The 24,428-nt window shown below is 74.9% G+C and carries 24 protein-coding genes; 6 read left to right on the top strand and 18 right to left on the bottom strand.

The genetic code is table 11. The annotated features are described in order from the left end of the window. The first annotated feature begins 72 nt into the window (after positions 1 to 72). Positions 73 to 528 carry a DUF6314 family protein gene (locus tag ABZ861_RS08650; RefSeq protein ID WP_361625876.1) on the top strand — a complete coding sequence of 152 codons (456 nt, stop codon included), beginning with the start codon at positions 73 to 75 and terminating at the stop codon, positions 526 to 528. A 21-nt stretch (positions 529 to 549) separates the two neighbouring features. Here the strand turns inward: ABZ861_RS08650 and ABZ861_RS08645 are convergent, their stop codons facing one another. The 4 genes from ABZ861_RS08645 to ABZ861_RS08630 are packed head-to-tail and all read right to left on the bottom strand — an operon-like array spanning position 550 to position 3,152. Then, positions 550 to 1,095, bottom strand: a complete 546-nt coding sequence (locus tag ABZ861_RS08645; protein ID WP_361625873.1) for a hypothetical protein — start codon at positions 1,093 to 1,095, stop codon at positions 550 to 552. Beyond that, positions 1,073 to 2,338 carry a hypothetical protein gene (locus tag ABZ861_RS08640; protein WP_361625870.1) on the bottom strand — a complete coding sequence of 422 codons (1,266 nt, stop codon included), beginning with the start codon at positions 2,336 to 2,338 and terminating at the stop codon, positions 1,073 to 1,075. Before ABZ861_RS08640 ends, ABZ861_RS08645 begins: the two co-directional genes overlap by 23 nt. Next, entirely contained in the window at positions 2,338 to 2,640 is a 303-nt protein-coding gene (locus ABZ861_RS08635; protein ID WP_361625867.1) for a DUF6317 family protein, read from the bottom strand. Before ABZ861_RS08635 ends, ABZ861_RS08640 begins: the two co-directional genes overlap by 1 nt. Further along, positions 2,637 to 3,152 carry an SAV_915 family protein gene (locus ABZ861_RS08630; protein WP_361625864.1) on the bottom strand — a complete coding sequence of 172 codons (516 nt, stop codon included), beginning with the start codon at positions 3,150 to 3,152 and terminating at the stop codon, positions 2,637 to 2,639. Before ABZ861_RS08630 ends, ABZ861_RS08635 begins: the two co-directional genes overlap by 4 nt. Before the next feature lie 645 nt (positions 3,153 to 3,797). Between ABZ861_RS08630 and ABZ861_RS08625 the strand changes: the two genes are divergently transcribed. Continuing rightward, positions 3,798 to 4,001, top strand: coding sequence for a DUF1918 domain-containing protein (locus ABZ861_RS08625; RefSeq protein WP_361625861.1), 204 nt, complete (start codon positions 3,798 to 3,800; stop codon positions 3,999 to 4,001). A 105-nt stretch (positions 4,002 to 4,106) separates the two neighbouring features. On the opposite strand, the gene ABZ861_RS08620 is transcribed toward ABZ861_RS08625, so the two are convergent. Then, positions 4,107 to 5,408 (bottom strand): family 10 glycosylhydrolase, encoded by a 1,302-nt coding sequence (locus ABZ861_RS08620; RefSeq protein WP_361625858.1) that lies wholly within the window; start codon positions 5,406 to 5,408, stop codon positions 4,107 to 4,109. 186 nt (positions 5,409 to 5,594) lie between these two features. Between ABZ861_RS08620 and ABZ861_RS08615 the strand changes: the two genes are divergently transcribed. Further along, positions 5,595 to 6,455, top strand: a complete 861-nt coding sequence (locus tag ABZ861_RS08615; RefSeq protein WP_361625855.1) for a 3-hydroxybutyryl-CoA dehydrogenase — start codon at positions 5,595 to 5,597, stop codon at positions 6,453 to 6,455. 161 nt (positions 6,456 to 6,616) lie between these two features. Beyond that, the gene (locus tag ABZ861_RS08610) at positions 6,617 to 7,594 is read left to right on the top strand and encodes an alpha/beta hydrolase (RefSeq protein ID WP_361625852.1); all 978 of its coding nucleotides are present in this window, start codon (positions 6,617 to 6,619) and stop codon (positions 7,592 to 7,594) included. Positions 7,595 to 7,702: 108 nt separating this feature from the next. Here ABZ861_RS08610 and ABZ861_RS08605 read toward each other — a convergent pair whose 3' ends face one another. The 10 genes from ABZ861_RS08605 to infC all read right to left on the bottom strand — a co-directional run bounded on the left by ABZ861_RS08605 (position 7,703) and on the right by infC (position 19,068). After that, on the bottom strand, positions 7,703 to 8,248 hold the full coding sequence (locus tag ABZ861_RS08605; protein ID WP_361625849.1) for an NUDIX hydrolase: 546 nt from the start codon (positions 8,246 to 8,248) through the stop codon (positions 7,703 to 7,705). Between the two features lie 91 nt (positions 8,249 to 8,339). Further along, positions 8,340 to 9,680 carry a transcriptional regulator gene (locus tag ABZ861_RS08600; RefSeq protein ID WP_361625846.1) on the bottom strand — a complete coding sequence of 447 codons (1,341 nt, stop codon included), beginning with the start codon at positions 9,678 to 9,680 and terminating at the stop codon, positions 8,340 to 8,342. A gap of 133 nt (positions 9,681 to 9,813) precedes the next feature. Beyond that, positions 9,814 to 10,986, bottom strand: coding sequence for a PP2C family protein-serine/threonine phosphatase (locus ABZ861_RS08595; RefSeq protein WP_361626226.1), 1,173 nt, complete (start codon positions 10,984 to 10,986; stop codon positions 9,814 to 9,816). A 237-nt stretch (positions 10,987 to 11,223) separates the two neighbouring features. Next, complete coding sequence (gene pheT / locus ABZ861_RS08590; protein ID WP_361625843.1) at positions 11,224 to 13,737, bottom strand: phenylalanine--tRNA ligase subunit beta; 2,514 nt, start codon at positions 13,735 to 13,737, stop codon at positions 11,224 to 11,226. Beyond that, positions 13,737 to 14,885, bottom strand: a complete 1,149-nt coding sequence (gene pheS, locus ABZ861_RS08585; protein ID WP_361625840.1) for a phenylalanine--tRNA ligase subunit alpha — start codon at positions 14,883 to 14,885, stop codon at positions 13,737 to 13,739. Before pheS ends, pheT begins: the two co-directional genes overlap by 1 nt. 161 nt (positions 14,886 to 15,046) lie before the next feature. After that, positions 15,047 to 16,318, bottom strand: a complete 1,272-nt coding sequence (locus tag ABZ861_RS08580) for an ATP-binding protein (RefSeq protein WP_361625837.1) — start codon at positions 16,316 to 16,318, stop codon at positions 15,047 to 15,049. A 224-nt stretch (positions 16,319 to 16,542) separates the two neighbouring features. Then, on the bottom strand, positions 16,543 to 17,406 hold the full coding sequence (locus ABZ861_RS08575) for an RNA methyltransferase (RefSeq protein WP_361625834.1): 864 nt from the start codon (positions 17,404 to 17,406) through the stop codon (positions 16,543 to 16,545). Between the two features lie 157 nt (positions 17,407 to 17,563). Continuing rightward, positions 17,564 to 17,947 (bottom strand): 50S ribosomal protein L20, encoded by a 384-nt coding sequence (gene rplT, locus ABZ861_RS08570; protein WP_361625831.1) that lies wholly within the window; start codon positions 17,945 to 17,947, stop codon positions 17,564 to 17,566. A 126-nt stretch (positions 17,948 to 18,073) separates the two neighbouring features. Then, the gene (gene rpmI / locus ABZ861_RS08565) at positions 18,074 to 18,268 is read right to left on the bottom strand and encodes a 50S ribosomal protein L35 (protein ID WP_003989075.1); all 195 of its coding nucleotides are present in this window, start codon (positions 18,266 to 18,268) and stop codon (positions 18,074 to 18,076) included. 110 nt (positions 18,269 to 18,378) lie between these two features. Continuing rightward, positions 18,379 to 19,068: a translation initiation factor IF-3 gene (gene infC, locus ABZ861_RS08560; protein WP_361626223.1), complete on the bottom strand. Its 690-nt coding sequence runs from the start codon at positions 19,066 to 19,068 to the stop codon at positions 18,379 to 18,381. A 362-nt stretch (positions 19,069 to 19,430) separates the two neighbouring features. Between infC and ABZ861_RS08555 the strand changes: the two genes are divergently transcribed. Continuing rightward, entirely contained in the window at positions 19,431 to 19,787 is a 357-nt protein-coding gene (locus ABZ861_RS08555) for a DUF1844 domain-containing protein (RefSeq protein WP_361625827.1), read from the top strand. Between the two features lie 71 nt (positions 19,788 to 19,858). Here ABZ861_RS08555 and ABZ861_RS08550 read toward each other — a convergent pair whose 3' ends face one another. Next, entirely contained in the window at positions 19,859 to 20,599 is a 741-nt protein-coding gene (locus tag ABZ861_RS08550) for an SseB family protein (RefSeq protein WP_361625824.1), read from the bottom strand. A gap of 381 nt (positions 20,600 to 20,980) precedes the next feature. Between ABZ861_RS08550 and ABZ861_RS08545 the strand changes: the two genes are divergently transcribed. Beyond that, positions 20,981 to 21,739, top strand: a complete 759-nt coding sequence (locus ABZ861_RS08545; RefSeq protein WP_361626220.1) for a serine hydrolase — start codon at positions 20,981 to 20,983, stop codon at positions 21,737 to 21,739. 302 nt (positions 21,740 to 22,041) lie between these two features. Here the strand turns inward: ABZ861_RS08545 and mycP are convergent, their stop codons facing one another. Together mycP and ABZ861_RS08535 are read right to left on the bottom strand one after the other, a co-directional pair. Continuing rightward, complete coding sequence (gene mycP, locus ABZ861_RS08540) at positions 22,042 to 23,253, bottom strand: type VII secretion-associated serine protease mycosin (protein WP_361625821.1); 1,212 nt, start codon at positions 23,251 to 23,253, stop codon at positions 22,042 to 22,044. Then, the gene (locus ABZ861_RS08535) at positions 23,250 to 24,275 is read right to left on the bottom strand and encodes a hypothetical protein (RefSeq protein WP_361625818.1); all 1,026 of its coding nucleotides are present in this window, start codon (positions 24,273 to 24,275) and stop codon (positions 23,250 to 23,252) included. Before ABZ861_RS08535 ends, mycP begins: the two co-directional genes overlap by 4 nt. Positions 24,276 to 24,428: the final 153 nt, after the last annotated feature.

Below are 24,428 nucleotides of genomic sequence, written 5' to 3'. Positions count from 1 at the left end.
CGGCCGGGTGGGGCAGGATGGGCGGGGGCACGGCGGCAGGGCGTGCCCGGAGCCACGGATGCAGGGGCGGCGATGGACGAGTTCTGGCCGGTGCCGGACGCGCTGGCGTATCTGGCCGGACGGTGGCGGGTGGCACGGGCCGTCCGGGACCTGTCGAGCGGCGAGGAGGGCGAGTTCACCGGCGTGACGGTGTTCGAGCGGTCGGCGGGCGCCGGGCTGGTGCACCGCGAGTCCGGGACGTTCGTCTGGCGGGGCGCGGCCCGTCCCGCCGAGCGCACGCTGCGCTTCCTGCCCGGCGCCGGGCCGGGCTCGGCCGAGGTGCGGTTCGCGGACGGGCGGCCCTTCCACGACCTGGACCTGACGTCGGGCCGCTGCGTCGCGGACCACCCCTGCGCGGCCGACCTCTACCGCGGCGAGTTCACCGTCCGCGACGCGCACCGCTGGCGGACGGTGTGGCGCGTGGGCGGCCCGGCGAAGGACCTGCTGCTGGTCACGGACTACACGCGGGACGGCGCGGACGGGGACTGAGCCGCCGGTTCCCTTGCCGCGTCACTCGCCTCGACGGCCCGTCCGCCGGTCCTCCAGCCATCGGCGGGCGCCGACTTCGGCCGCGGACTCCCCGACGGTCAGCGCGGAGAGGAACGCGCCGACGCCGTAGGCGAACACCGACGGCATGACGGGGAGCACGATCAGCCACAGGACGCGGGCCGCCGCCGTCACCCCCCGGTTCCGGTGTGCCCGCTCCCGGCGCCGCGCACGGGACTCGTCGGGAGTGGGCGGATCCAGGAGCCGCTCGGCGTGCCGTCGGCGCTCCGCCGTCCAGCCCCACACCAGGGCGGCACAGGCCGCGGCGCCCTGCACGCAGTCCCACGCCAGGCGGGCGGCGGGCGGCAGCTCGGTCCGGAACGACTGGTAGAGGCGGATCACGAGGTAGCCGACGACCCCCAGCAGCAGGAGCCAGAGAACGCCGGTGAGGACGCGGCGCGACCAGTAGAGCGCCCCGCGCCGGTACCAGGACCTGCCCAGTCCGGGCAGCTTCGGGATCTCGGCGGCCCGCGCGGCCGTGGCCGCCTCAGAAGATGCTTTTGATGCCATGCCAGACGTCGTCTTTCAGTCGGACCACGTCGTCCCCCGTCTCCGCGAGGACGTCGCCGCCGCCGTGCAGGAGGCCGCCGACCACTCCGTGGTCGTGGATGTCTTCGCGCCAGTGTTCGTGGAAGGCGTGGTCGAGGACGTCGCTGGCGAGGACGACCGACCCGACGCCGACCGCCGCCACGGCCGCCGCGCCCTCCACGGGGGCCGCGGCCGTGATGAGCGCTCCAACGGCCAGGCCGCCGAGGGCGGCGCCGCCGTCGACGACGACGGAGTGCTGCCACGACCAGCCTTTGTCGTGGTCGTCCTTCGCCTCCAGGAGCCCGTAGGCGCCGGCCGCGGCGACGTCCAGGACGGGCACCTCCCGCAGGAACTCCGGGAGCCTCTCCAGTCCCTTGCCCAGCCGCAGCGCTTCCGCGGCGTCGGCCAGCTTGACGTTCAACTGGCGGTCGTAGGGCAGCTCGGTGCTGCCGTGGTCGGCTCGGGCGATGTCGTCCTCCAGGGACTCGACCCGGGAGACCGCGTCACGGTACGCGCTCCTGGCGGGCAGGTCCTTGGGCAGCGCCCTGCCCGCCTTCTGGTAGGCCCTGCGCTCCACGCGCAGCTCCTTCTTGGCCGCCGTCGCCTCGTCCTTCGCGCCGTCGATCAGCGTGCGGGCCTTCGCGCCGGACGCGCGGGCGTCCTCGGCGTCGTAGGCGTACAGGCCGCGCAGCGCGTCCACGAGGGTGATCTTGTCGCCCGCGGAGACTCCCGCGCCGGGCTCGGTGACCTCGTGGTAGAGCCCTTGCAGCCGGTCCGCCGCCGTCAGCCGCGCGTGCTGCGCGGTGTGCAGGATCTCCGTCCGCGCGGTCCGGTAGTCGCGCAGAGCGGAGACGACCTCGGGGTGCGACGTGACGAGCGGCGCCGGAACGCCCTTCGCGGCCATCGGGACCCCCTTGCGGGCCGCGATGTGCTCGGCGTTCTGGAGGGCGCTCTCGCAGGTGGAGAGCGCGTCGGCGAGGTCGCCCAGGACATCGCCCGCGGCGTGCACGAGGACGGCGAAGGCGCCGGCCGTGATCGCGTCCTTCGTCCACTTGGCGCGGAACGCCTCCGCCGCCTCCCCCTTCCAGCTCGCGTCCCGGACCAGCTTGTCGACCGCACGGGTCAAGGGCGTGACCACGTCGTCGAGCTTTCCCTCGGCGTTCTTGTACGTGTCGGCCATCGTGCGCAGCCCGCCGATGTCGCCGCCGACCCAACTGTCCGCCATCAGTCGTCGCCCGCCGTCAGATCCTCGAAAACGCCGTGCACGTCCACGTCGTGCCGGTGAAAGGAGTCCCGGGCGTAGGCGGCCTTGTCGCCGTGGTCGTCCATGCGGTCCGCCAGGCCCGTGTGCAGGCTGATGAGCAGATCGGCCATGGCCTTGATCGAGTGGTCAAGCCCCGGGTCGCCGCCGTCGGCCACGGGCGGGGCCACGGCGGCGTGCAGCTCGCGGTAGTCGCCGGCCTGCTCGTGGAAGGTCTTCGCCAGCGCGGACAGGTCGTCGTAGACGACGGTGAAGTCCGCGGTCATCCGCGCGTCTCCCCCGCGTACGCGGCCAGGTCGGCCGGCTGCCAGTTGTGCTGTCCGGGCGCGACCCGGGGGTCGAGAAGGACCGTGATCCCCCGTTCGGCCGTGCTCTCGGCGAGCGGGCCGAGGGCGGTGGCGACCCACGGCTGCGCCTCGCCCAGCGCCTGTGCGAGCCTCTCGGGCGAGGTGAAGGCGAACGCCACCGTGCCGTGCGCGGGGCGCTCGAACAGCTCGAAGACGACGAAGGGCACGCGGACGGGAGCGCCGTGCGCGCCCGCCGCCGCCACGGAGCGAGGATGGGCCGGCACGAACACCGGTGTGCGGTAGGCGGGGACGCCGGGCTTCGGGCCGGGGCGTCCGTCGTCGGGCGCGGCGGGCGGCGCCGCGTCGACCAGGTCCCTCAGCCGGGACCGCGGCGCGTGCCGCTCTCCCTCCGGGCCCGGATCCCGGCCCGGCGGCGAGGGCGGCCCCGGCTCGGCGTGGTCCCCTCTGCGCGAACGGCTCGGCGCCTCCACCGTCGCCCCTCTCCCCCGTGTGTCGTGCGAACGTCGTGCGAACGGCCGGACTCGCACACCGTAGTCAGCCGAGGGTGGGGCAAATGCGGCCGTGCTGCCCCGTTGTCCTTTTGCGGCCGCGACCGTATGCAGAACCCATACGACGACTTGGGCTGCGCCTCACCGTCTCTTGACCAACGATTGAACCGCGGTCCGGTCGCCGTGGGCGGGACACCGCGGCGTCGGCGGGCGCACCCAGCAGCCGGGAGCGCGTCCCCGCGGCCGGCGAGGGGCGCGTGCCGCAGGTGGACAAAGAGCAGTCAGTGGACGCGGGGCAGTCGAATGATCGGCCGGACAGATCCTGGGGCGGCCGCGGGCGTCCCCGGAGCGAGCCGGTTGCAGTCGGCGCACCCGCTGCCCACACTGGTGGGGTCGGTGCTGCTCCCCAGCGGGCGCCTGACGTCGGCCGTCCGCTGACGGCCGCCGCCGCTCTCGCGTGCAGCGCCGTCGCCCAGCGGGCGCGCGGCCGACCGGCATCGCACCGGTGCCGACCGCACACCCGGTTCCGGCCGCGGTCCGGTTCCGGCCGCGCTCCGCGCCGCACACGCCCACCGGCTCCCAGAGCCGAGGATCGCTGCTCCCCCACGTGGTGAGGAGGCCCCGCAGATGCGCGCAGCCAAAGGCGACCAGATCGTGCAGCACGGCCGGGTGGTCGGCCAGCACGACCAGGTCAGCGAAGTCGTCGAGGTGATGGGCTCGGAGGGCAGCCCGCCCTACCGCGTCCGCTTCCCGGACGGGCACGAGGCCGTGATGTCCCCCGGCCCCGACTGCCAGATCCGGCACAGGAAGGAACAGGGCCCGCCGCAGTAGACACCGCCGGCCTGGCCCTGTCCGCCGCCCGGCGGAGCCGCCGGGCCGCCAGTCGGTCGGGCCCCAGCGCTGCCGGTCGGGAGGGCCCGGGGCCGCCGGTCGGCGTCAGCGCGGGGGCCCGGCCAGCTTGCCGTAGTGGTCGGCGACCACCCGCGCCATGGCCCCCGAGGGGTCCGCGGCCACGTCCTTCGCCGCGAAGAAGACGTGTCCGCGGACCTCCGGGTGCTTACCGGCCAAGGTGAGATGGCGGGACAGCTCGTCCGGGGATCTCCAGGCCGCGCCCTCGCCCGCGGCGCCCTGCCGGTACAGCGCCTCGCCGATGTAGAGGCGGGTGCGGCTGCCGTGCGCGACCCCGGCCCACCAGGCCACCAGGTCCGCGTAGTCGACGGCGCCCTTGCCGATGCTCCAGTACACCTGCGGGACGACGTAGTCGATCCAGCCCTCGCGCACCCAGGTGCGGGTGTCCGCGTACAGGTCGTCGTACGCCTGCGCCCCGGCCCGGGTGGCCGAGCCGCGGGGGTCGGTCTCGGCGTTGCGCCACACTCCGAACGGGCTGACGCCGAACCGCGCGCCGGGCCGGACCGCCCTGATCCCGGCGGCCGTCTCGCGTACCAGGCGGTCGATGTTGTCGCGCCGCCAGGCGGCCCGGCTCGCGAAGCCGCCCCCGTGGCGGGCGAAGGACGCGTCGTCGGGGAAGGCGTGGCCGGGCGCCGGGTACGGGTAGAAGTAGTCGTCGAAGTGGACGGCGTCCACCGGGTAGGCGCGCACCGCGTGCAGCATCGCCCGCTGCACGAAGGTCCGCACCTCCGGCAGGCCCGGGTCGTAGGAGAGCTGCCCGCCGTAGCGGACGACCCAGTCGGGGTGCTTGCGGGCCGGGTGCGAGGCGGCGAGCAGAGACGGGTCGTCGTGCAGGGCCACCCGGTAGGGGTTGAACCAGACGTGCAGCTCCAGGCCCCGCGTGTGCGCCTCCCGCACCGCCGTGCCCAGCGGGTCCCAGCCGGGGTCCTCGCCCTGGACGCCGGTGAGCCACTGGGACCACGGCTCGTACGGCGAGGGCCACAGGGCGTCGGCCGAGGGGCGCGCCTGGAAGATCACCGTGTTGAGCCGGCGGCGCACCGCGGCGTCGAGCAGGGCGGTCAGCTCGGCGCGCTGGCGGGCCGCGTCGAGCCCGGGGCGCGAGGGCCAGTCGCGGTTCGCCACCGTCGCCAGCCACATGCCCCGCATCTCGGCGGCCCCGCTGCGGCCGTACGGACCGGCCGCGCTCGGCGGTTCGGGCACTGCGCCCGGCGGCTGGGGCGACGCGTCCGGCGGCCAGGGCGCCGCGTCCGGGAGCGCGAAGGCGCTGGGCGAGGCCGCCAGCGCGGACAGGGCGGCCGCGGTGAACACCCGTCGTGTCACGCGGCCCATCCGGTCGCCCCCAGTACGCCGTGGATCCGTTTCGTCACGGATCGTGCACCGGCTCAGCATGCCCGACCCGGGCGATCGATCACCGTCGCCACAAGGGGTAACGTGCACGATTGGAGCAGGCGCCGCGCACAGGCGCCGCCTGCCCCGCGCCGAGACAGCGAGCGGAAGCACAGCGAAAGGGACGATGTGAGCGACATCGAACGCGTCGGAGTGGTGGGCTGCGGCCAGATGGGCGCGGGCATCGCCGAGGTGTGCGCCCGCGCCGGCCTGGAGGTCAAGGTCGCCGAGACCACCGGCGAGGCTCTGGAGATCGGCCGCACCCGGCTGTTCAGCTCGCTGGCAAAGGCGGCCGAACGCGGCAAGATCAGCGAGGAGGAACGGGACGCCACCCAGGGCCGCCTCAGCTTCACCACCGACCTCGGCGAGTTCGCGGACCGCGACCTGGTGATCGAGGCCGTGGTGGAGAACGAGCAGGTGAAGACGCAGATCTTCCAGGTCCTCGACCAGGTGGTGACCCGGCCGGACGCCATTTTGGCGTCCAACACCTCCTCCATCCCGCTGGTGAAGCTGGCGGTCGCCACCGCGCGCCCGGACCAGGTGATCGGCATCCACTTCTTCAACCCGGCCCCGGTGCAGAAGCTGGTCGAGCTGATCCCGGCGCTCACCACCTCCGAGGAGACGCTGAGCCGGACGCAGCTCTTCACCGAGAAGGTGCTCGGCAAGCACGCCATCCGCGCCCAGGACCGCTCCGGTTTCGTGGTGAACGCGCTGCTGATCCCCTACCTGCTCTCCGCGATCCGGATGTTCGAGTCGGGCATCGCCAGCCGCGAGGACATCGACAACGGCATGGAGATGGGCTGCGCCCACCCGATGGGCCCGCTGAAGCTGGCCGACCTGATCGGCCTGGACACCGTCGCCTCCGTGGCGTACTCGATGTACGACGAGTTCAAGGAGCCGCTGTACGCCGCTCCCCCGCTGCTCCAGCGGATGGTGGACGCCGGCCGCATGGGCCGCAAGAGCGGCTCGGGCTTCTACACGTACGGCTGACCGCGAGGGCGGCCGACCAAGGCTGACCGCGGGGGACGTGCCCCGCGCTGCCCCGCCCCGCTCGCCGGAGCGGGTACGGCGGCCGCCCGCACCGGTACGCCCCGCGCGGACGGCCGAGCAGACCGGCGGCCGCGAAGATCACGACGCGTACGCTCGTTTCCATGGTCGAGCATCGCATGGTCAACGTGAACGGGATCCGTCTGCACATCGCCGAGCAGGGCGAAGGCCCGCTGGTGATCCTCCTGCACGGCTTCCCCGAGTCCTGGCACTCCTGGCGCCACCAGTTCGGCCCGCTGGCCGACGCGGGCTACCGCGTGGTCGCCCCGGACCAGCGCGGCTACGGGCGCAGCGACCATCCCGCGGACGTCGACGCGTACACCATCCTCCACCTGGTCGGCGACGTCGTCGGGCTGATCGAGGCCCTGGGCGAGGAGAAGGCGCACGTCGTGGGGCACGACTGGGGGGCGCCGGTCGCCTGGCACACCGCGCTGCTGCGCCCCGACCTCGTCCTCAGCGTGGCCGGCCTGAGCGTGCCGCCGCCGACCCGGGGCAAGGAGCCGCCGCTGGCCGCCATGGAGCGGCAGTTCGGCGGCCGCTTCTACTGGAACTACTTCAACCGCCCCGGTGTCGCCGACGCCGAGTTCGGCAGGGATCCGCGCACCGCGTTGCGCAAGTTCCTCTACTCGGCCTCCGGCGACGCTCCCGGCGCGGTCAAGCAGCCGCTGGTCGACCCGGAGCGCGGCTGGCTGGCCGCCATGCCCGACCCCGGCGTGCTGCCCGACTGGTGCACCGAGGACGACCTCGACGCGCTCGCCGAGAGCTTCTCGCAGGGCTTCACCGGCGCGCTCAACTGGTACCGCAACCTCGACCGCAACTGGGAGCTGACCGCGCCGTGGGCCGGCGCCGCGGTCACCGTGCCGGCGCTCTACGTGTACGGCGACCGCGACCCCGTGCCCGCCTTCCCGGGCGCCCCCGAGTTCATCGAGAGCCTGCCCGACCGCATGCCCAGCCTGTGGCGCGCGCCCCTGGTGCTGGAGGGCTGCGGGCACTGGACGCAGCAGGAGCGCCCGGCGGAAGTGACCGCGGCGCTCCTGGAGTTCCTGGACTCCGTCCCCGCGTCCGCCGCCGCCGCGATCTGACGGCCGCCGGTCGTCCCGGGAGGCGCGGGGCTCCGGCGCCGTCCTCCCGGGAAGACCGGCGCGTCCGGCCGGGAGGGGCTGCACCCCGGCGTCCCTGCCGACGCGGTTTCAGCGTGAAGCGTCCTGGCCGAGCCGGTGGTGGTGCAGGAGCAGGAGCGCCGCGGCCATGGTGGCGGCCGGGACCTCGCCGCGGGCGATCAGATCGGGCACGAGCTTGAGCGGGACCCACTCGCGGCGGTCGGACTCGAAGTCGTCGACGGGGTGCCCGAGGTACTCGCCCTCGTCCGCCCAGTAGACGTGGTGCCGGGCGTCGGTGAGGCCGTTGGACGGCTCCGCGCTCATGAGGTGGCGCAGCGGTCCCGGCCGCCAGCCCGTCTCCTCCTCCAGTTCCCGGGCCGCCGCGCTCGCGACGTCCTCGCCGTCCTCGACGACGCCCGCCGCCAGTTCCCAGCCCCAGGTGTCGGTGATGAACCGGTGCCGCCACAGGAGCAGCACCTCGCCGGCCTCGTTGACCACGGTGGCCGCGGCGACGGGCCGCAGCCGTATCAGGAAGTGGTCCAGACGCCGGCCGTCCGGCAGCCTCACATCCGCCAGGTTGACCGCGAACCAGCGATTCGCGTACACAGTTTGTTCGTTCTGTTTCGTCCACTGCACGGTTCTGCCACCTTCCGTCGGGTCAGTGGCAATATCGCAGTCGTGACGGCCCGGCAGCAGGCGCACGATGAGGCGCCTGCCGCGCCATGCGTCACAGCGGCACGCGCAACGCTCCGTCGATGAGTTCGGCCGCCTCGGCGGTCCCCGCGCAGCCGCTGCGCACCAGGTGCTCGCGCACCGCCCGCAGTCTGTCCCGCAGCCGCTGCGACTCCATCCCCCGCGCCTGCTCGGCCATCCGCACGGCGGTGGCCACCGCCTGGTCCGCGTTGCCCCGGCGCAGTTCCACGGTGCTCAGCATGGCGAGCCGGTGCACCCGGCCGCGGTCGTGCGCCGGTATGTCCACCGCGGCGACGGCGTGCTCCTCGGCGGCGGCCAGCTCACCGAGGCTCAACAGGGCCTCCGCCACCTGGACGTTGACCAGTCCGGGCTGCACGTAACCGGTCTCGTCGGGCTCGTGGCCGCGCCGGATGCGCTCGGCCGCCGCCTCGGCCCGGCGGATGCCGGAGAGCGCGCTCGCGCCGTCGCCGAGGTGGGCGTACGCCTTGGCCTGCATCGCGTACAGGTCCGAGGCGAGGGCGTCGGTGAGGTGCCGTCCGGCGGCGCGCAGCGCGGCCTCGGCGAAGGCGACCGCCTGCCGGTGCTCGCGCAGGAACAGCGACTGGTTGACCAGCAGTGCGATGACATAGGCCCCCAGCCCCCGGTCCCCGCTGGCCTTGGCGAGCCGCAGCGCCTGGTGGAAGTAGCGCTGGGCGAGCCCGTGGGCGTCGGAGTCGTAGGCGCAGATGCCCGCGATGGCGACCAGACCTCCGGTGGCCCGGTGCAGTTGGCGCCCGGTGGCGTCCGGATAGCTGCCGCGCAGCAGCGGGGCCGCCTCGGCGTTGAGGAAGCCGACGACGCGGCCGCGGGTCGCCACGCCGCCGGCCTTGCGGTACATCTGCTCGTAGTGCGTGCGGGCCGCGCGCAGCATCTCGATGTCGGCCGGGGTGACCGGGCGGCGGCCGCCGCGGGAGACGTCCACGTCCTCGGGCGGGTTCTCCCACTCCCACACCGGCATCACCGCGGGCGTGCCCGTCATCGCGGGAGCGCCCAGGACGTGCGGACGCTGCTGCTCGTCGGAGCGCCACAGCGCGGTGGCCCGCTCGACGAAGCCGGACAGCGAGGTGGTGTGCTCGGCGGCCGGTTCGCCGGGCACGCCGAGGCCGATGTCGTCGAGGGTGACCGGACGGTCCAGCCGGGCGGCCAGCACCTCGCAGATCAGGTCGGGCACCTGGCCGCGCGGCCGCTGCCCCTTCAGCCAGCGGGCCACCGCCGTGTGCTCGTAGCGCAGGGCGAGACCCCGGGCGCGTCCCGCCTGGTTGACGTGCGCGGCGAGCCCGGCGTGCGAGACCCCGGCCTCGTCCAGGATCGCGTCGAGCAGTGCGTTGTGCGGCATGACGGCCCCCCGACGGCTCGGTGCGGACAGCGTAGTGCGGGCGGATTCACACGGGGTGTGAACGGAGTGCGCGCGGGGACGGCGTGCGCGCGCTGTCGCCGAGCGTGGTCGGGCGGTTGACTGAGGCGCCTCGTCACGAGGCCGGCCGGGCCGCCGGCTCCCCCTCGAACAGTACGGCGGCCCGCAACCGCGCCGCCCGCTCCGCCGCCTGCCCGACGCTCCGCGGCGGGGCGGGCGGGCGCGCCGGAGCGGGCGGTGAGGGGGAAGCGGGTCCCTGGACATCGACGGGACCGCGGGCGCCTGCGGCGTCCCGGGCTTCAGTGCCCTCTGGGTCGCTCCCGGTTCCGCCGCCGCCGTCGGTGGGCGCCCGGCGGTACGCGGGCTCCCGGTCTCCGGTCGGGTCGCGGTCGTCGGCGGGCTGCCGGTCGTTGTGCAGCACCAGGACCGCCGCGTCGTCCGCGAGACGGTGGCCGGTGTGCCGCAGCAGCGGAGCGAAGACGGCGCGCAGCACCGCCGCGGAGGAGACGGGGCCGCGCCGGGCGGCCCGGGACAGGACCGCGCCGAGAGGGAAGAACCGGCCGCGGGCGTCCCGGGCGTCCTCGACGCCGTCCGTGTACAGCACCAGCGTCTGCCCGGGACGGAAGCCGCCCAGGTTCTCGGCGGCCAGGTCGGACGGCAGCGGGAAGAGGCCCAGCGGCGGCAGCGGCTCGGTGCGCGCCACCGGCGCCGCCTTGCCGCCGGCCAGCCGGTACGGCCAGGGGTGGCCGCAGTTGAGGGCGCGCAGGGCGCCGTCGGCGGCGATCTCCAGCAGGAGCACGGTGACGAAGTCCTCGGCGTCCTCGGCGTCCCCGGCCGCTGGGCGCTCCGGGTGCCGGGTGCGCAGATGCCGGGCCAGCGCCCGGTCCAGGCGGCGCAGCACGCCCGTCAGCTCGGCCTCGTCGTGCGCGGCCTCGCGGAAGCTGCCGAGCACGGCGGCGACGGTGCCGAGGGCGGCGAGCCCGTGGCCGCGGACGTCGCCGATGACGACCCGTACGCCGTGCTCGGTGGCGACCGCCTCGTACAGGTCGCCGCCGACGGCCGCGCCCTGGTCGGCGGAGCACTGGGCGGCCGCCAGGCAGAGTCCGGCGAGCCGCGGGGGCAGCGGGCGCAGCAGCGCGCTCTGGGCCGCCCCGGCGACCGCGCGGGCCTGGCGCAGCTCGTGCAGCATCGACCGCCGGGCGTGCAGGAAGAGTCCGGTGCCCACGGCCAGGGCGAGGGCGCCGGGGCGCATACGGCACGGAGTTCCAGCCCTGGTGCGGATCATCATGGCCACGACCCCCCATCAGGCCCCCGACAGCGCGGATCGGCCCCGGAACAGCCGGTCCGCGGCGCAGCACGGGCCGACCCCGCAGGGCCGGTCTGATTGTGTCCAGAGATCGCCGCGCGTGGACGGGATCACCCTGCCTTCTCACCCGAACGAGTGAGAACGGTCCCGTGTGCAGGGGCGCAGGTCACCGCAGAGGGGCAGGTCCGGCGCCGCGGACCCGCCCCTCGTACGCCGTGCTCAGCTCCGCAGCGCCGCACCCGTGCGCGCGGCGGCCAGGGCCACCGCCGCGTCGCGTGCGGCGGTCGCCTCGTCCACCGTCAGCGTGCGGTCGGGGGCGCGGAAGCGCAGCGCGTACGCCAGCGACTTGCGGCCCTCGCCGAGGTGCTCGGCGTTCTCGTAGACGTCGAACAGGCGCAGCGACTCCAGGAGGTCGCCGGCGCCCTCGCGCAGCGCGGCCTCCACGTCGGCGGCCGGGACCGGCTTGTCGACGACGAGGGCGACGTCCTGCGTGGCGACCGGGAACGCGGAGATCCGCGGCGCCCGCGCGATGCCGTCCCCGGCCCGCTGGAGCAGGTCGAGGTCGATCTCCATCGCGCAGGAGCGCTCCGGCAGGTGCATCGCCGCGACGACGCGCGGGTGGAGTTCGCCCGCGTGGCCGACGAGGATCTGCTCGCCGTCCGCGTCGTCCCCCTTGACGTACAGCGCGGCGCACCGGCCCGGGTGCCAGGGGGCGCGCTGGTCGGCGCGGACGGTCAGCTCGGCGCCGGCCTCGCGCGCCACGGCGCGGGCCGCCTCGATCGCGTCGGCCCAGTCGGACGGACGGCCCGCGCCCCACCAGCCGGTCTGCTCGCGGGCGCCGGCCAGGACGGCGGCGGCCATGCGGGGCTGGTGCGGCAGCGCCGCGTCGAGGGCGGCGAGCTGCTCCTCGGTGGGCCGGCGGTCGGCGGGCAGCCGGGCCGGGACCTTCTCGTCGCCGGTGGGCCGGAAGACCTGGCCGGTCTCGAACAGCGCCAGGTCGTGTCCGCCGCGCCCGTGGTTGCGGCGCAGCGCGCCGAGCAGGCCCGGCAGCAGCGTCGTGCGCAGCGCCGGCTCCTCGTCGGAGAGCGGGTTGACCAGCGTGACCACGGTGCGGCGCGGGTCGTCGGCGTCCAGGCCGAGCTGGTCGAGGGCGGCCTCGCCGAGGAACGGGTAGTTCAGCGCCTCGACGTACCCGGCGCCGGCCAGCGCGCGGCCGACCCTGCGGTGCAGCCGCTGGCGGTCGGTCAGGCCGCGGCCGGGCAGCGGCCGGGGCAGCGTGGAGGGCAGGTTCTCGTAGCCCTCCAGCCGGATGACCTCCTCCGCCAGGTCGTTGGGGTCGGTCAGATCGGGCCGCCAGGACGGGACGGTGACGATCAGCTCGTCCTGCCCGTAGACGTCGCAGCCGATCTGCTGGAGCCGCCGTACGACGGTCTCGCGGCCGTAGACGACGCCGGCGACCTTGTCGGGGTGGTCGGCCGGGAGGGCGATGGTGTGCGGCGCGGACGGCGCGACGACCTGGGTGACGCCCCCGTCGGCGCTGCCGCCGGCGAGCAGCACCAGCAGGTCGACGGTGCGCTGCGCGGCCGCGGCGGCGGCCTGCGGGTCGACGCCGCGCTCGAAGCGGCGGGACGCCTCGGAGGACAGCTTGTGCCGACGGGCGGTGCGCGCGATGGAGAGCGGGTCGAAGTGGGCGGCCTCGACGACGACCTCGGTGGTGGTGCCCTCGGTGTCGTCGATCTCGGTGTGGGCACCGCCCATCACGCCCGCCAGGCCGATGGGACCGCGGTCGTCGGTGATGACCAGGTCCTCGTCGGACAGCGTGCGGCTGACGCCGTCCAGCGTGGTGAGCTGCTCGCCCGGCTCGGCCCGGCGCACGCCGATCGTGCCCTGGACGCGGGCGCGGTCGTAGGCGTGCAGCGGCTGGCCCAGCTCCAGCATCACGTAGTTGGTGACGTCGACGGCGAGCGAGATCGGGCGCATGCCCGCCTTCTGGAGCCGGCGCTGGAGCCAGATCGGCGAGCGGGCCTCGGGGTCGAGGCCGGTGACGGTGCGGGCGGTGAAGCGGTCGCAGCCGAAGGGGTCCGCGATCTGCACCGGGTGGCCGAAGGCGTTGGGCCCCGGGACGTCGAGCAGCGCCGGGTCGAGCAGCGGGCGGCCGTAGGCGATGGCGGCCTCGCGGGCGACGCCGCGCAGGGACAGGCAGTAGCCGCGGTCGGGGGTGACGGCGATGTCGAGCACCTCGTCGACGAGCTGGAGCAGCTCGACGGCGTCGGCGCCGGCCTCGTGCTCCGGGGGCAGCACGATGATGCCGTGGGAGCCGTCGTCGCCCATGCCCAGCTCGTCGCCGGAGCAGATCATGCCGTGCGAGACCCTGCCGTAGGTCTTGCGCGCGGCGATCGAGAAGCCGCCGGGCAGCACCGCGCCGGGCAGCACGACGACGACCTTGTCGCCGACCGCGAAGTTGCGGGCGCCGCAGACGATCTCCTGGGGCTCGCCGGTGCCGTTGGCCTGGCCGACGTCGACGGTGCAGAACCGGATGGGCTTCTTGAAGCCCTCCAGCTCCTCGACGGTCAGCACCTGGCCGACGACGAGCGGCCCCTTGAGGTCGGCGCCGAGCTGCTCGACGGCCTCGACCTCCAGGCCGGCGGCGATGAGCTTGGCCTGCACGTCGCGCCCGGTCTCCGTCGCCGGCAGGTCGACGTACTCCCGCAGCCAAGAAAGCGGGACCCGCATCAGATCTCCATCCCGAACGGCCGGGTGAACCGGACGTCACCCTCGACCATGTCTCGCATGTCCTCGACGTTGTGGCGGAACATCAGCATCCGCTCGATGCCGAACCCGAAGGCGAAGCCGCTGTACTTCTCCGGGTCGACGCCGCAGGCGGCGAGCACCCGCGGGTTGACCATGCCGCAGCCGCCCAGCTCGATCCAGCCCTCGGACGAGCAGGTGCGGCAGGGCCGGTCGGGGTCGCCCACGGACGCGCCCTTGCACACGTAGCAGAGCATGTCCATCTCGGCGCTCGGCTCGGTGAAGGGGAAGTAGTTCGGGCGGAGCCGGGTCTTCATGTCGGCGCCGAAGAGCGACTGGACCATGTGGTCCAGGGTGCCCCGCAGATCCGCCATGGTCAGGCCCTCGTCGACGGCGAGCAGCTCGATCTGGTGGAAGACCGGCGTGTGCGTGGCGTCCAGCTCGTCGGTGCGGTACACCCGGCCGGGGCAGACCACGTAGACCGGGGGCTCGCGGTGCAGCAGGGAGCGGATCTGCACGGGCGAGGTGTGGGTGCGCAGCACGACGCCGCTGTCCTCGCCGTCGACGGCGCCGGCGCCGTCGGCGCCCTTCGCGGCCGCCCGGACGAAGAAGGTGTCCTGCATGGTGCGGGCGGGGTGGTCGGGCGCGATGTTGAGCGCGTCGAAGTTGAACCACTCGGCCTCGACCTCGGGGCCCTCGGCGATCTCGTAGCCCATGGCCGTGAAGACGTCCGAGACCCGCTCCATCATGGTGGTCAGCGGGTGCCGGGCGCCGGACGGCGTCCGGTCGTAGGGCAGCGTGACGTCGACGGCCTCCTCGACCAGGACGCGGGCGTCGCGGTCGGCCTCCAGCTCGCCCTGGCGGGCGGCGAGGGCCTTGCTGACCGCGCCGCGGGCCATGCCCACGCGCTTGCCGGCGTCCGCCTTGGCGTGCGGGGGCAGCGCGCCGATCTCGCGGTTGGCGAGGGCCAGCGGGGAGGCCGGGCCGGTGTGCGCGACCTTGGCCTCGTGGAGCGCGTCGAGGGAGTCCGCGGCGGCGAAGGCGGCGAGCGCCCCGTCCCGCATGCGCTCGATCTCTTCCGGTTTCAACGCCTCGACCTCGACAGGGTCGTACGACTTATTGGGTGCCGACATGTCTTCCCGTGCTTCCGATTGGCTGGCTGACGGTCCCCGTCACCGACTCGTGGACATTCCGTCTCCAGTGGTGGGACACAAAGGTGCCAAAGGCCGAGTCTAACGGGGCTGGGGAACGCGGCGGCGCCCGTGGGTCCCCGGCTCGGTCCGGCGGACGGCCGCTAGAGCAGGTGCGCCGGGGTGCCCACGGGCAGGGTGAAGCGGAACCGGGCGCCGCCCTCGGGGGCGCGGCCGACCGTGACGGCGCCGCCGTGCGCCTCGACGATGCCCTTGACGATGTAGAGCCCGAGACCCGTGCCGCCGCGCTTGCTGCCCCGCCAGAAGCGGGTGAAGACGCGGTTCATGGACTCCTCCGGGATGCCGGGCCCCTCGTCGCTCACCGTGACCGACGTGCCGGCGTCCTCCCTCTCGCGAGGCGACGCCGCGGGCATGACGTCGATGGTGACAGTTCCCTCCCCGTGGCGCACGGCGTTTTCGATGAGGTTGCTCAGCACCTGGTCGATCTTGTCGGGGTCGGCCCACAGATCGGGCAGCGGCTGCTCGGTGCGGACCAGGAAGCGGTCGGCGGGCTGCCCCGCGGCGACGTACGCCTGGACGTGGCGGCCGACGGCGGCCGCTATGTCGACGAGCTGGCGGCGCACCTCCAGGCGGCCGGAGTCGATGCGGGAGATGTCGAGCAGTTCGGCGATCAGCCGGGTGACGCGGTCGGCGTCGGCGTCGACGGTCTCCAGCATCAGCCGCTTCTGGTCGTCGGTGAACCGCTCCCACTTGGCGAGCAGGGTGGCGGTGAAGCCCTTGACCGAGGTCAGCGGGGAGCGCAGCTCGTGGGCGACGGTGGCGATCAGCTCGGCGTGGCTGCGCTCGGTGCGGCGGCGCGCCTCGGTGTCGCGCAGCGAGACGACCACGCGGCGCACCGGCCCGGCGGGGCGGTCGCGGACGTAGGTCGCGGACACCAGCACCTCCCGGCCCCCGGGCAGCAGGAGGTTGCGCTCGGGCTGGCGGCTCCGGACGGCGAGGCCGCCGTAGGGGTCGGTGAGCTGCCACCAGCGCCGCCCCTCCAGGTCCTCCAGCGGCAGCGCCTCCTCCAGACGGCGGCCGAGGGCGCGCTGCGCGGGGACGGCGGTGATGCGGGCGGCGGCGGCGTTGAAGCCGATCACCCGGCCGTGCTCGTCGGCGACGACCAGGCCGTCCGGCAGGTCGTCGGGGCCGACGCCGAGCGCGGCGGGATCGGCGCTGCGGACGGGGGCGGGCGTGGGTGCGGGTGTGGCTTCAGGGGCGGGGGCGGCTTCAGGGGCGGGGGCGGCTTCAGGGGCGGGGGCGGCTTCGGGTGCGCGCGCCGGATCGGGTGCGCGCGCCGGATCGGGTGCGGGTGCGGCTTCGGGTGCGCGCGCCAGTTCGGGTTGGGGTGCGCCCGCGAAGGCCGGTGCAGGCACGGGTACCCCCGCGGGCGCCGGTGTGGCTACGTCCGTTAACGGGGGGCCGGGTACGCCCGGGGGTGCGGGCGCGTTCGCGGGCGCCGGCTGTATCGATTCATCGGCCGTCCAGGGCGGGATCGGGCGTCGGGCGTCGCGTCCGCCCGCTGCGCTGCTGGTGCCGCCACCCATCCCCGTACCCCGCTTCTCCACCGGCGCCGTAGGCCCCCGGGCCGGTCACCTTACTAGGCTCCCGTCACGGAACGGCATCCTCCGGAAGCACGCTGTGCGCGGGCCGACGCGTACAGGCAGACGGCGGCGGCGGTCGCGAGGTTCAGGCTCTCGGCCCGCCCGTGGATCGGGACGCGGACCGCGGAGTCGGCGAGGGCGCGGGTCTCCTCGGGCAGGCCCCACGCCTCGTTGCCGAAGACCCAGGCGGTGGGGCCGCCCATGGCGCCCGCGTCGAGTTCGGCGTCGAGGTCGCGCTCGCCCGCGCCGTCGGCGGCCAGGATCCGCACCCCCGCCTCCCGCAGCCCGGCGACCGCCGCGTCGACGGGGACGCCCACGGCGACCGGCAGATGGAACAGCGAGCCGACGGAGGCGCGCACGGCCTTGGGGTTGTAGAGGTCCACGGAGGCGTCGGTGAGGACCACGGCGTCGGCGCCCGCGGCGTCCGCGCAGCGCAGCACCGTGCCCGCGTTGCCGGGGTCGCGCACGTGCGCGAGGACGGCGACCAGGCGCGGACGGGCGGCCAGGATCCGCTCGAACGGCGTGTCGAGGAACCGGCACACCCCGACCAGGCCCTGCGGGGTGACGGTGGTGGAGATGTCGTCGACGACCGCGTCGGAGGCGAGGTGGACGCGGGCGCCGGCGTCCCGGGCCTCGCCCACGATGTCGGCGTAGCGGTCGGCGGCGTCGAGGGTCGCGAACAGCTCCATCAGGGCGCCGTCACCGCCGGCCGTCCGGTGCGCGGCGGCCTCCCGCACGGCCTGCGGCCCCTCGGCGAGGAACAGCCGCTCCTTGCCCCGGACGTTCCGCCGGGCGAGCCGCCGGGCGGCCGACACCCGGGGCGAGCGGGGAGAGACGAGGTCGGGGGGAGCGGGGGGCATGGAGCTTCACCTTCGGTCGGGCAGGTGCGGGACACGGGACACGGGCCCGCGTATACACAGAACGGGCCCGCGGACACACAGAACGGACCCGCGGGCAGTGCCCGCGGGTCCGTCCGGTCACGTCGGCCTGGGGCCTGTCGCCCTGGCCGACGGGGCGTCACGCAGCCTTCGGCGCGTTGACGTCGCTCGGCAGAGCCTTCTGGGCGACCTCGACGAGCGCGGCGAACGCACCGGCGTCGTGGACGGCCAGCTCGGCCAGGATCTTGCGGTCCACCTCGACGTTGGCGGCCTTCAGACCCTGGATGAAGCGGTTGTACGTGATGCCGTTGGCGCGGGCCGCGGCGTTGATCCGCTGGATCCAGAGCTGGCGGAAGTCGCCCTTGCGCTTCTTGCGGTCGTTGTAGTTGTAGACCAGCGAGTGGGTGACCTGCTCCTTGGCCTTGCGGTACAGACGCGAGCGCTGACCGCGGTAGCCGGAGGCCTGCTCGAGGATCGCCCGGCGCTTCTTGTGGGCGTTGACTGCCCGCTTGACGCGTGCCACTTGATTAACTCCTTGTAGCGGGGCCGTGGGTGTCCTCACACGGCCCGGAAACGATTGGGTCCCGGTCCTGACGTACGGCGTCGGGGTTCAGCCGGGCGCGGCGCCCGGCCGGTCCGCGCCGGCGCGTCACTTGCCGAGAAGCTTCTTGATCTTCTTGGCGTCGCCCGGGGCCATCTCGGCGTTGCCGGTGAGGCGACGCGTCACACGGGACGACTTGTGCTCGAGCAGGTGGCGCTTGCCGGCGCGCTCGCGGAGCACCTTGCCGGAGCCGGTGACCTTGAAGCGCTTGCTGGAACCGCTGTGCGACTTGTTCTTCGGCATAGCGCCGTTCTCTCCTCGTCGGTGGCGCTCCGATGCCCGGTCGCGGAACCGGGCACGGTAGGAGCGTCGCTCTTGTTTCGGTTACATCCTGGGACGCGGGTCCCCGGGGGTCACGCTTCGGCCGACGCCTCCGCCGGCGCCTCCGCCGACGCTTCGGCCGACGCCTCCGCCGACGCCTCCGCCTCGTCGTCCGCTACGTCCGCGGCGTTCTGCGAGCGGCCGGGGTTGGCCTTCGCGTCGGCCTTGCGGGCTTCCTGCGCCTGGCGGGCCTCGGCCATCGCCTCGGTCTTCTTCTTGTGCGGACCGAGAACCATGATCATGTTGCGGCCGTCCTGCTTCGGGTTCGACTCCACGAAACCGAGGTCCTGGACGTCCTCCGCGAGGCGCTGGAGCAGTCGGTAGCCCAGCTCGGGGCGGGACTGCTCACGACCGCGGAACATGATCGTGATCTTGACCTTGTCGCCCTGCTTGAGGAACCGGACGACGTGACCCTTTTTGGTGTCGTAATCGTGCGGGTCGATCTTCGGCCGGAGCTTCATCTCCTTGATGACCGTGTGCGCCTGGTTCTTGCGCGCCTCACGGGCCTTCATGGCCGACTCGTACTTGAACTTCCCGTAGTCCATGAGCTTGCACACGGGCGGACGGGCGTTCGCCGCGACTTCGACCAGGTCGAGGTCGTACTCCTGCGCAAGCTCCAGGGCCTTGGCAAGCGGGACAATCCCGACCTGCTCGCCGCTGGGACCGACAAGTCGCACCTCGGGAACGCGAATCCGGTCGTTGATGCGGGGCTCGGCGCTGATGGATCCTCCTCGGTAGCACCACGCGACGGTCTGCCGCGTATGTCTGTGTTCATAAGACCTAACCGCGCCGTAGCAGCAAAAACGCCCCGGACGATCACAGGCGGGCTCCTCGAACTACCGGAGCGACCGCCGCGATGGCCGCGGGGCGCGCTTTTCGGGCGGGTCGCCGCCGAGGGGCGGGACCGCCTGACCGGTGACCCGCCGCCCGGAGAGCGGTCAGGTGGGAGTTCGAAGCCTCCACTTGTGGGCCGGATGCGTGAGCCGTGGGGCATACGTGTCCGACCGGTCGCCCATCAGATTAGCAGGATCGCTTGACAAGGGCGAATGGGGGAGCGACGGAGGCGACCGCCTATCGTGAGGGCATGAGTGAGACCTCTTCTGAGAACCCCGACTTCGACGCCATGACCCGCGACATCGCGGAGGTTCCCGCGGTCGAGGTGATCGTGACGGTCGCCGTCAACCTGATGAGCGCGGCCGCCGTGAAGCTCGGGCTGACCGAGGAGGGCGACACCTACAAGGACCTCGACGAGGCCCGCAAGCTGGTGACCGCGCTGGCCGGCCTGCTGGACGCGAGCGCCACCGAGATCAGCTCCTTCCACGCGGCGCCGTTGCGCGACGGTCTGAAGTCGCTCCAGCTCGCGTTCCGCGAGGCGTCGGTGGCGCCGGACGAGCCGGGCCAGGGACCGGGCGAGAAGTACACGGGCCCGGTCTACGGCTGACGTCGCCGCTCCTTCGCGTACGACGTCACCGCTCCTTCGCGTATGACGTCACCGCTCCTTCACGTACGGCGTCACCGCTCCTTCACGTACAAGGGCTCGCCCGGAGGCGTCGCCCCGACCGGCAGCAAGGCCAGGTCGAGGCCGCGCAGCAGGCGGGCCCTCAGTGTGTCGCTGGCGGCCAGCCGTGCCGCGACGGCGCGGGCGACGTCGGCCGGGTCCGTCGCGGCGGACGGGTCCAGGACGAGGGCGAGGGCGCCGTCGGCCCGCCCCGGTCCGAGGTGGGCGCGCAGCACGGCGGGCTCGGCGGCCACCGCCTCCCGCACGGCCGCCACGACCGCCGGGTCGGCGAGCGGGTCGGCGCTGGTGCGGCCCTCGGCGAGCGCGAGGAGCGCGGGGCCGGTCAGTTCGAAGGGCACCGGTCCGGCCAGGTCGAGCACGACGGTGTCCGCCTTCTCGTGCGCGGCGGCCTGGAGTGCCTGGTGCAGCGGCACGGCGACCGGGCGGGCCGCCGGGTCCCAGCGGGCGAGGGCGCCGGTGGAGGTGAAGGCGGGCAGGGCCGTGCGGTCCCCCGCCTTCAGGGTCGGCACCGCCATGTCGCTGGTCTTCTCGCGGCGCAGCCCGTTCTCGTCCTCCTCGACCTCGCCGAGCACGGCCACGACGGGGACGAGCAGCCGGGCGTCCTTCAGGGCCGCCAGGACGGCTCCCACGGCGGTGCGGTCCTCGGCCCAGGCGGCGAGCGCCGCGCTCAGCCGGGGGTCGGCGGAGCCGTCGTCGTCGGAGAAGCCGGGGTCGGGGATGTTCTTGTTCGCCACGGTTCACGACCCTATCCGGGCCGCACAGCCGCTTCTCACGGCGCCTGGGCTCCGCGCCGGGCCCGTGAGGGGTCCGGGCCCGTGAGGATTCCGGGCCCGTGAGGGGCCGCTCCCCTCAGCGCCGCGGACACGTTCCTCCCGCCGGTCCCGCCCCGCGGGCGGGCGGTACGGACCCGGTCGGGCGGGCGGCTGCCCGCAGCGGCGGCGGCCGCTCGTATCGTCGGGAACGTCGGCGGGGCGGGGCGGAGAGCGTCGACGCAGGCGGTGTGACGGCTTCGGGGGCGTGAGCGGGTGTCGGATGCGGGATCGGTGAGCGGGAGGGCGGCGGTGGGCGGGGCGACGGAGCGGACGGGCGGCCGGTCGGCGCTGCTGGCCGCGGCGATGGCGCCGGTCGCGGTGTCCCCCCGCGCCGCCGTGTCAGTGGCGGTCCGCTCCCTGGCCTCCGGGGAGTGCGCCGTCTACGGGCACGGCGCCTTCGAGACGGCGAGCGTCGTGAAGGTCGACATCCTGGCGGCCCTGCTGCTCCGCGCGCAGGACGCCGGCCGGCGGCTGACCGCGCGGGAGCGGACGGACGCCGCCGCCATGATCGAGGAGAGCGACAACGACGCGGCGTCGGCGCTGTGGCGGACCGTCGGCGGCGCCGACGGCCTGGACGCGGCGAACCGGCGGCTCGGGCTGACGGACACCTGCGGCGGCCGCGACGGCCTGTGGGGCCTGACGCGCACCACGGCCGCCGACCGGCTCGCCCTGCTCACGCAGGTGTTCGGCGCCGCGGCGTCGTCGGCTCTGGGCGCGGCTTCGCGGGCGTACGTCCAAGGGCTGATGGGGCGGGTCGCCGCGGGTCAGGACTGGGGCGTGTCCGCCGCGGCCGACGACTCCAAGTGGGCTCTGAAGAACGGCTGGCTGCCGCGCAGCACGACCGGACTGTGGGTGGTCAACAGCATGGGTCGCGTGACGGCGGGCGGCGACGACTGCCTGGTGGCGGTCCTGTCGCACGGCAACACGTCCAAGGAGGCGGGCGTCGACCTGGTGGAGCGCGCGGCCCGAGCGGCGGTGTCGGTGTTCGGGGCGGGTGTCCAGCCGACGGCGGTGAGGGACGTGACCGGCAAGACGGAGCGTGGGTCGCAGGGGCTCGGATGATCGGCAGGCGGTGGACGGCAGCCGTCAGCGGCACGCCCGGCCGGGGGGGCTGGCCGGCGGCAGGCGACGGACGACCGGCGGCAGGCGGCAGGCGGCAGGCGGCAGGCGGCAGGCGGCAGGCGGCAGGCGGCAGGCGGCAGGCGACGGATGCTGGCAGCAGGCGACGGATACCGGCGGCGGATGACGTGCGGCCAGCGGCCACCAGCCGCCGAGGAGCGGCGGGAGGCCGGGCCAAGGGCGGCTGAGCGGCGGCGGGCGGCCGGGCCGAGGGCGGCTGAGGGGCGGCGGGCGGTCAGCGGCCGTCAACCGGGCGGCGGGGGCGCCTGCCGTCCGGTGCGGTCCGCGGCGTCGTCCTTCCGGCGGCCCCGCCACAGCACGACCGCCGCGACCAGCAGCACTCCCCCGGCGCCGCCGGCGAGGGGGCCGGCCCAGTCGTCGGCGGTGTGGGCCGCCTCGGCGGTGTCGGGGCCGGGGCCGAAGTAGCGGTCGCCGTACGCCGCCACGTGCAGGCCGTCCGGTGTGAGGCGGTCCGCGGCCTCGACGGCGGCTGCGGGGTCGATCATGCCGAAGCCCCGGGAGTCGTCCCGGCCGCCCGCCGGAGGATTGCGGGCCGTGGTCTCCAGGAGCTTCTTGATCTGCGCGGGCGTCAGGCCGGGGTGGGCGGCCTTGATGAGGGCGACGGCGCCGGAGACGAAGGCGGACGCCGCGCTGGTGCCCCAGCCCTCGTAGTACCGGTGGTCCGGGTCGGCGATGATGATGTCCACGCCGGGCGCGCTGACGGCGGCGTACCAGCGGCGGGTGGAGAACGCGGCACGGGCGCCGTAGCGGTCCACCGCGGTCGCGGCGATCACGCCCGGGTAGGCGGCCGGGTAGGAGACGTGGTCGCCCAGGCCGCCGCCGTTGCCCGCGGAGGCGACCACGACGGCGCCCTTGCTCAGCGCGTACTGCACCGCCTCGTCCTCGGCGGGCTCGGGGTGCGCGGAGTCGGAGTCGTCGCCCAGGGAGAGGTTGATGACGTCGGCGCCGTGGTCGGCCGCCCAGCGGATGCCGTCCGCGAGGGCGCCGCCCCGGCTGGTGCGGGCCCGGGAGCGGGCCGGGTCGCCGTCCTCCAGGATCACGCGCACCGGCAGGATCTTCGCCTCGGGCGCGACGCCCATGACGCCGTCGGCGCCGCCGGGCCCGTGGCCGTGCCCGGCGATGATGCTCGCCATCGCGGTGCCGTGGCGGGCCCACGTGCGCTCGCCCTGCCGGGCGCCGAAGCCGATCAGGTCCTTCGTGGGCAGGACGTTCCCGGCGAGGTCGGGGTGGTCGGTCTCGACGCCGGTGTCCAGGACGGCCACGGTGACGCCCTTGCCCTGGGTGGTCCGCCAGATCTGCTGGGTGTGCAGGGCGTCCAGCGCCCACTGCTGGGCGCGGATGCCGTCGGCGCGGGCGGCGGTGGCCGGCGCCAGGGCGAGGGCGGCGGCGAGGAGCAGGCTCAGGGCGGCGCTCCTGCGGGCGGGGGCGGCGGTCACGAGGGCGTCTCCGTGGCGGCGCCGGCGGTCGTGCGCAGGCCGCGTTCGACGCGGTCGGCCAGGCCCTGGGCCTCGTTGCCCAGTCCGGCCTGCGCGGCGGCCGAGGAGGCGCCGGCGCGCAGCGCGTCGGCGGCGGGCGCGGGGGCGTCCACGGAGCGGCCGTCGGCCCAGCCGGTGACGGCGTAGACGACCACGGGGGCCTCGGTCAGCACGGAGACGGTCCAGGCGGCGCGCTGCCGGTCCCCGAACGCGGCGGCGACGGTGCCCTTGGCCGGGTACAGGCGCGGCACCAGGTCGGTGCGCCGGTCCAGGCCCTCGCGCTGGAACCGGGCGGCCAGCGAGCCCATCGCGGTCGCGTCGGCCTTGGTGAAGAGCATGCCGACCGTGGTGACGTAGGTCTGGGTGGCGTCCGTGTAGGTGGCGCGCAGCAGGCGTTCGCAGCCGACCGGGGCGAGGGCCTTGGCCAGCAGCGGGTCGAAGGCGTTCGCGCAGCCGCCGTCGGGGGCGACGGCGATACGGGTCCAGGTGCGGTCGGCGCCGCCGGGTCCGGCGCCGCGGCCCTGCACCGTGGGCGGGAAGAGCCGGTCGACGGGGATGCTGTGCCACAGGGCGCCTGCCGTGGCGAAGGCGCCGGCGGCGCCTGCCCGCGCGGGGTCCGCCGTGAGCCAGCTCCCGGTCACGGCGCCGCCGATGAGTCCGAGGCCGAGGACGAGGCAGGCGGCGGCCGCGGCCATCCGCGGCCGCGTCCGCCCGCCGGGAACACGGTCCCGGCCGAACGCGGGGTAGCGGTTGTCCGGCTCGCCGTGCGGGAGAGAGGTCCCGGTCGGCCCGGGAAACGCGCCGGTCACCGTCGGCGCTCCCCAGGACAGCGCCGGGTCGGGCGACACGACGGCGCCGCCCGCGGCGGCCGGAACGCCCGGGGCGCCGGACAACGGGCCCGCGGGGGCCGCCCGTCCCGCGCCGAACACGGTCGGCGGCCGCGGCGCGGAGAGGGGACGCAGCCGCACGGTGGGCGCGGACACGCCTTCCGCGGGCACGTCGGTGCGGCGGCGTACGGCCGCGCGGAGCAACGCCTGCCGGGAGCCCCGCCGTTCCCTCGCGTCGGCGCCGTACGGCGGTGGCGGGACGAGCTCGGCGTCGGCGCCGTATCGGGCCTGGGGCGCGGGCTCGGAATC

Origin of the sequence: Streptomyces sp. NPDC046985 (assembly GCF_040644415.1) — a bacterium.
Classification (GTDB): domain Bacteria; phylum Actinomycetota; class Actinomycetes; order Streptomycetales; family Streptomycetaceae; genus Streptomyces.
This window is presented reverse-complemented; position numbering and strand designations above follow the sequence as displayed.

Excerpts from the sequence above, each read along its gene's own strand:
- ABZ861_RS08650 (WP_361625876.1), top strand. The coding sequence starts at position 73 with ATGGACGAGTTCTGGCCGGTGCCGGACGCGCTGGCGTATCTGGCCGGA.
- ABZ861_RS08645 (WP_361625873.1), bottom strand. The coding sequence starts at position 1,095 with ATGGCATCAAAAGCATCTTCTGAGGCGGCCACGGCCGCGCGGGCCGCC.
- ABZ861_RS08640 (WP_361625870.1), bottom strand. The coding sequence starts at position 2,338 with ATGGCGGACAGTTGGGTCGGCGGCGACATCGGCGGGCTGCGCACGATG.
- ABZ861_RS08635 (WP_361625867.1), bottom strand. The coding sequence starts at position 2,640 with ATGACCGCGGACTTCACCGTCGTCTACGACGACCTGTCCGCGCTGGCG.
- ABZ861_RS08625 (WP_361625861.1), top strand. The coding sequence starts at position 3,798 with ATGCGCGCAGCCAAAGGCGACCAGATCGTGCAGCACGGCCGGGTGGTC.
- ABZ861_RS08620 (WP_361625858.1), bottom strand. The coding sequence starts at position 5,408 with ATGGGCCGCGTGACACGACGGGTGTTCACCGCGGCCGCCCTGTCCGCG.
- ABZ861_RS08610 (WP_361625852.1), top strand. The coding sequence starts at position 6,617 with ATGGTCGAGCATCGCATGGTCAACGTGAACGGGATCCGTCTGCACATC.
- ABZ861_RS08600 (WP_361625846.1), bottom strand. The coding sequence starts at position 9,680 with ATGCCGCACAACGCACTGCTCGACGCGATCCTGGACGAGGCCGGGGTC.
- ABZ861_RS08595 (WP_361626226.1), bottom strand. The coding sequence starts at position 10,986 with ATGATGATCCGCACCAGGGCTGGAACTCCGTGCCGTATGCGCCCCGGC.
- pheT (WP_361625843.1), bottom strand. The coding sequence starts at position 13,737 with ATGCGGGTCCCGCTTTCTTGGCTGCGGGAGTACGTCGACCTGCCGGCG.
- pheS (WP_361625840.1), bottom strand. The coding sequence starts at position 14,885 with ATGTCGGCACCCAATAAGTCGTACGACCCTGTCGAGGTCGAGGCGTTG.
- ABZ861_RS08575 (WP_361625834.1), bottom strand. The coding sequence starts at position 17,406 with ATGCCCCCCGCTCCCCCCGACCTCGTCTCTCCCCGCTCGCCCCGGGTG.
- rpmI (WP_003989075.1), bottom strand. The coding sequence starts at position 18,268 with ATGCCGAAGAACAAGTCGCACAGCGGTTCCAGCAAGCGCTTCAAGGTC.
- ABZ861_RS08555 (WP_361625827.1), top strand. The coding sequence starts at position 19,431 with ATGAGTGAGACCTCTTCTGAGAACCCCGACTTCGACGCCATGACCCGC.
- ABZ861_RS08545 (WP_361626220.1), top strand. The coding sequence starts at position 20,981 with ATGGCGCCGGTCGCGGTGTCCCCCCGCGCCGCCGTGTCAGTGGCGGTC.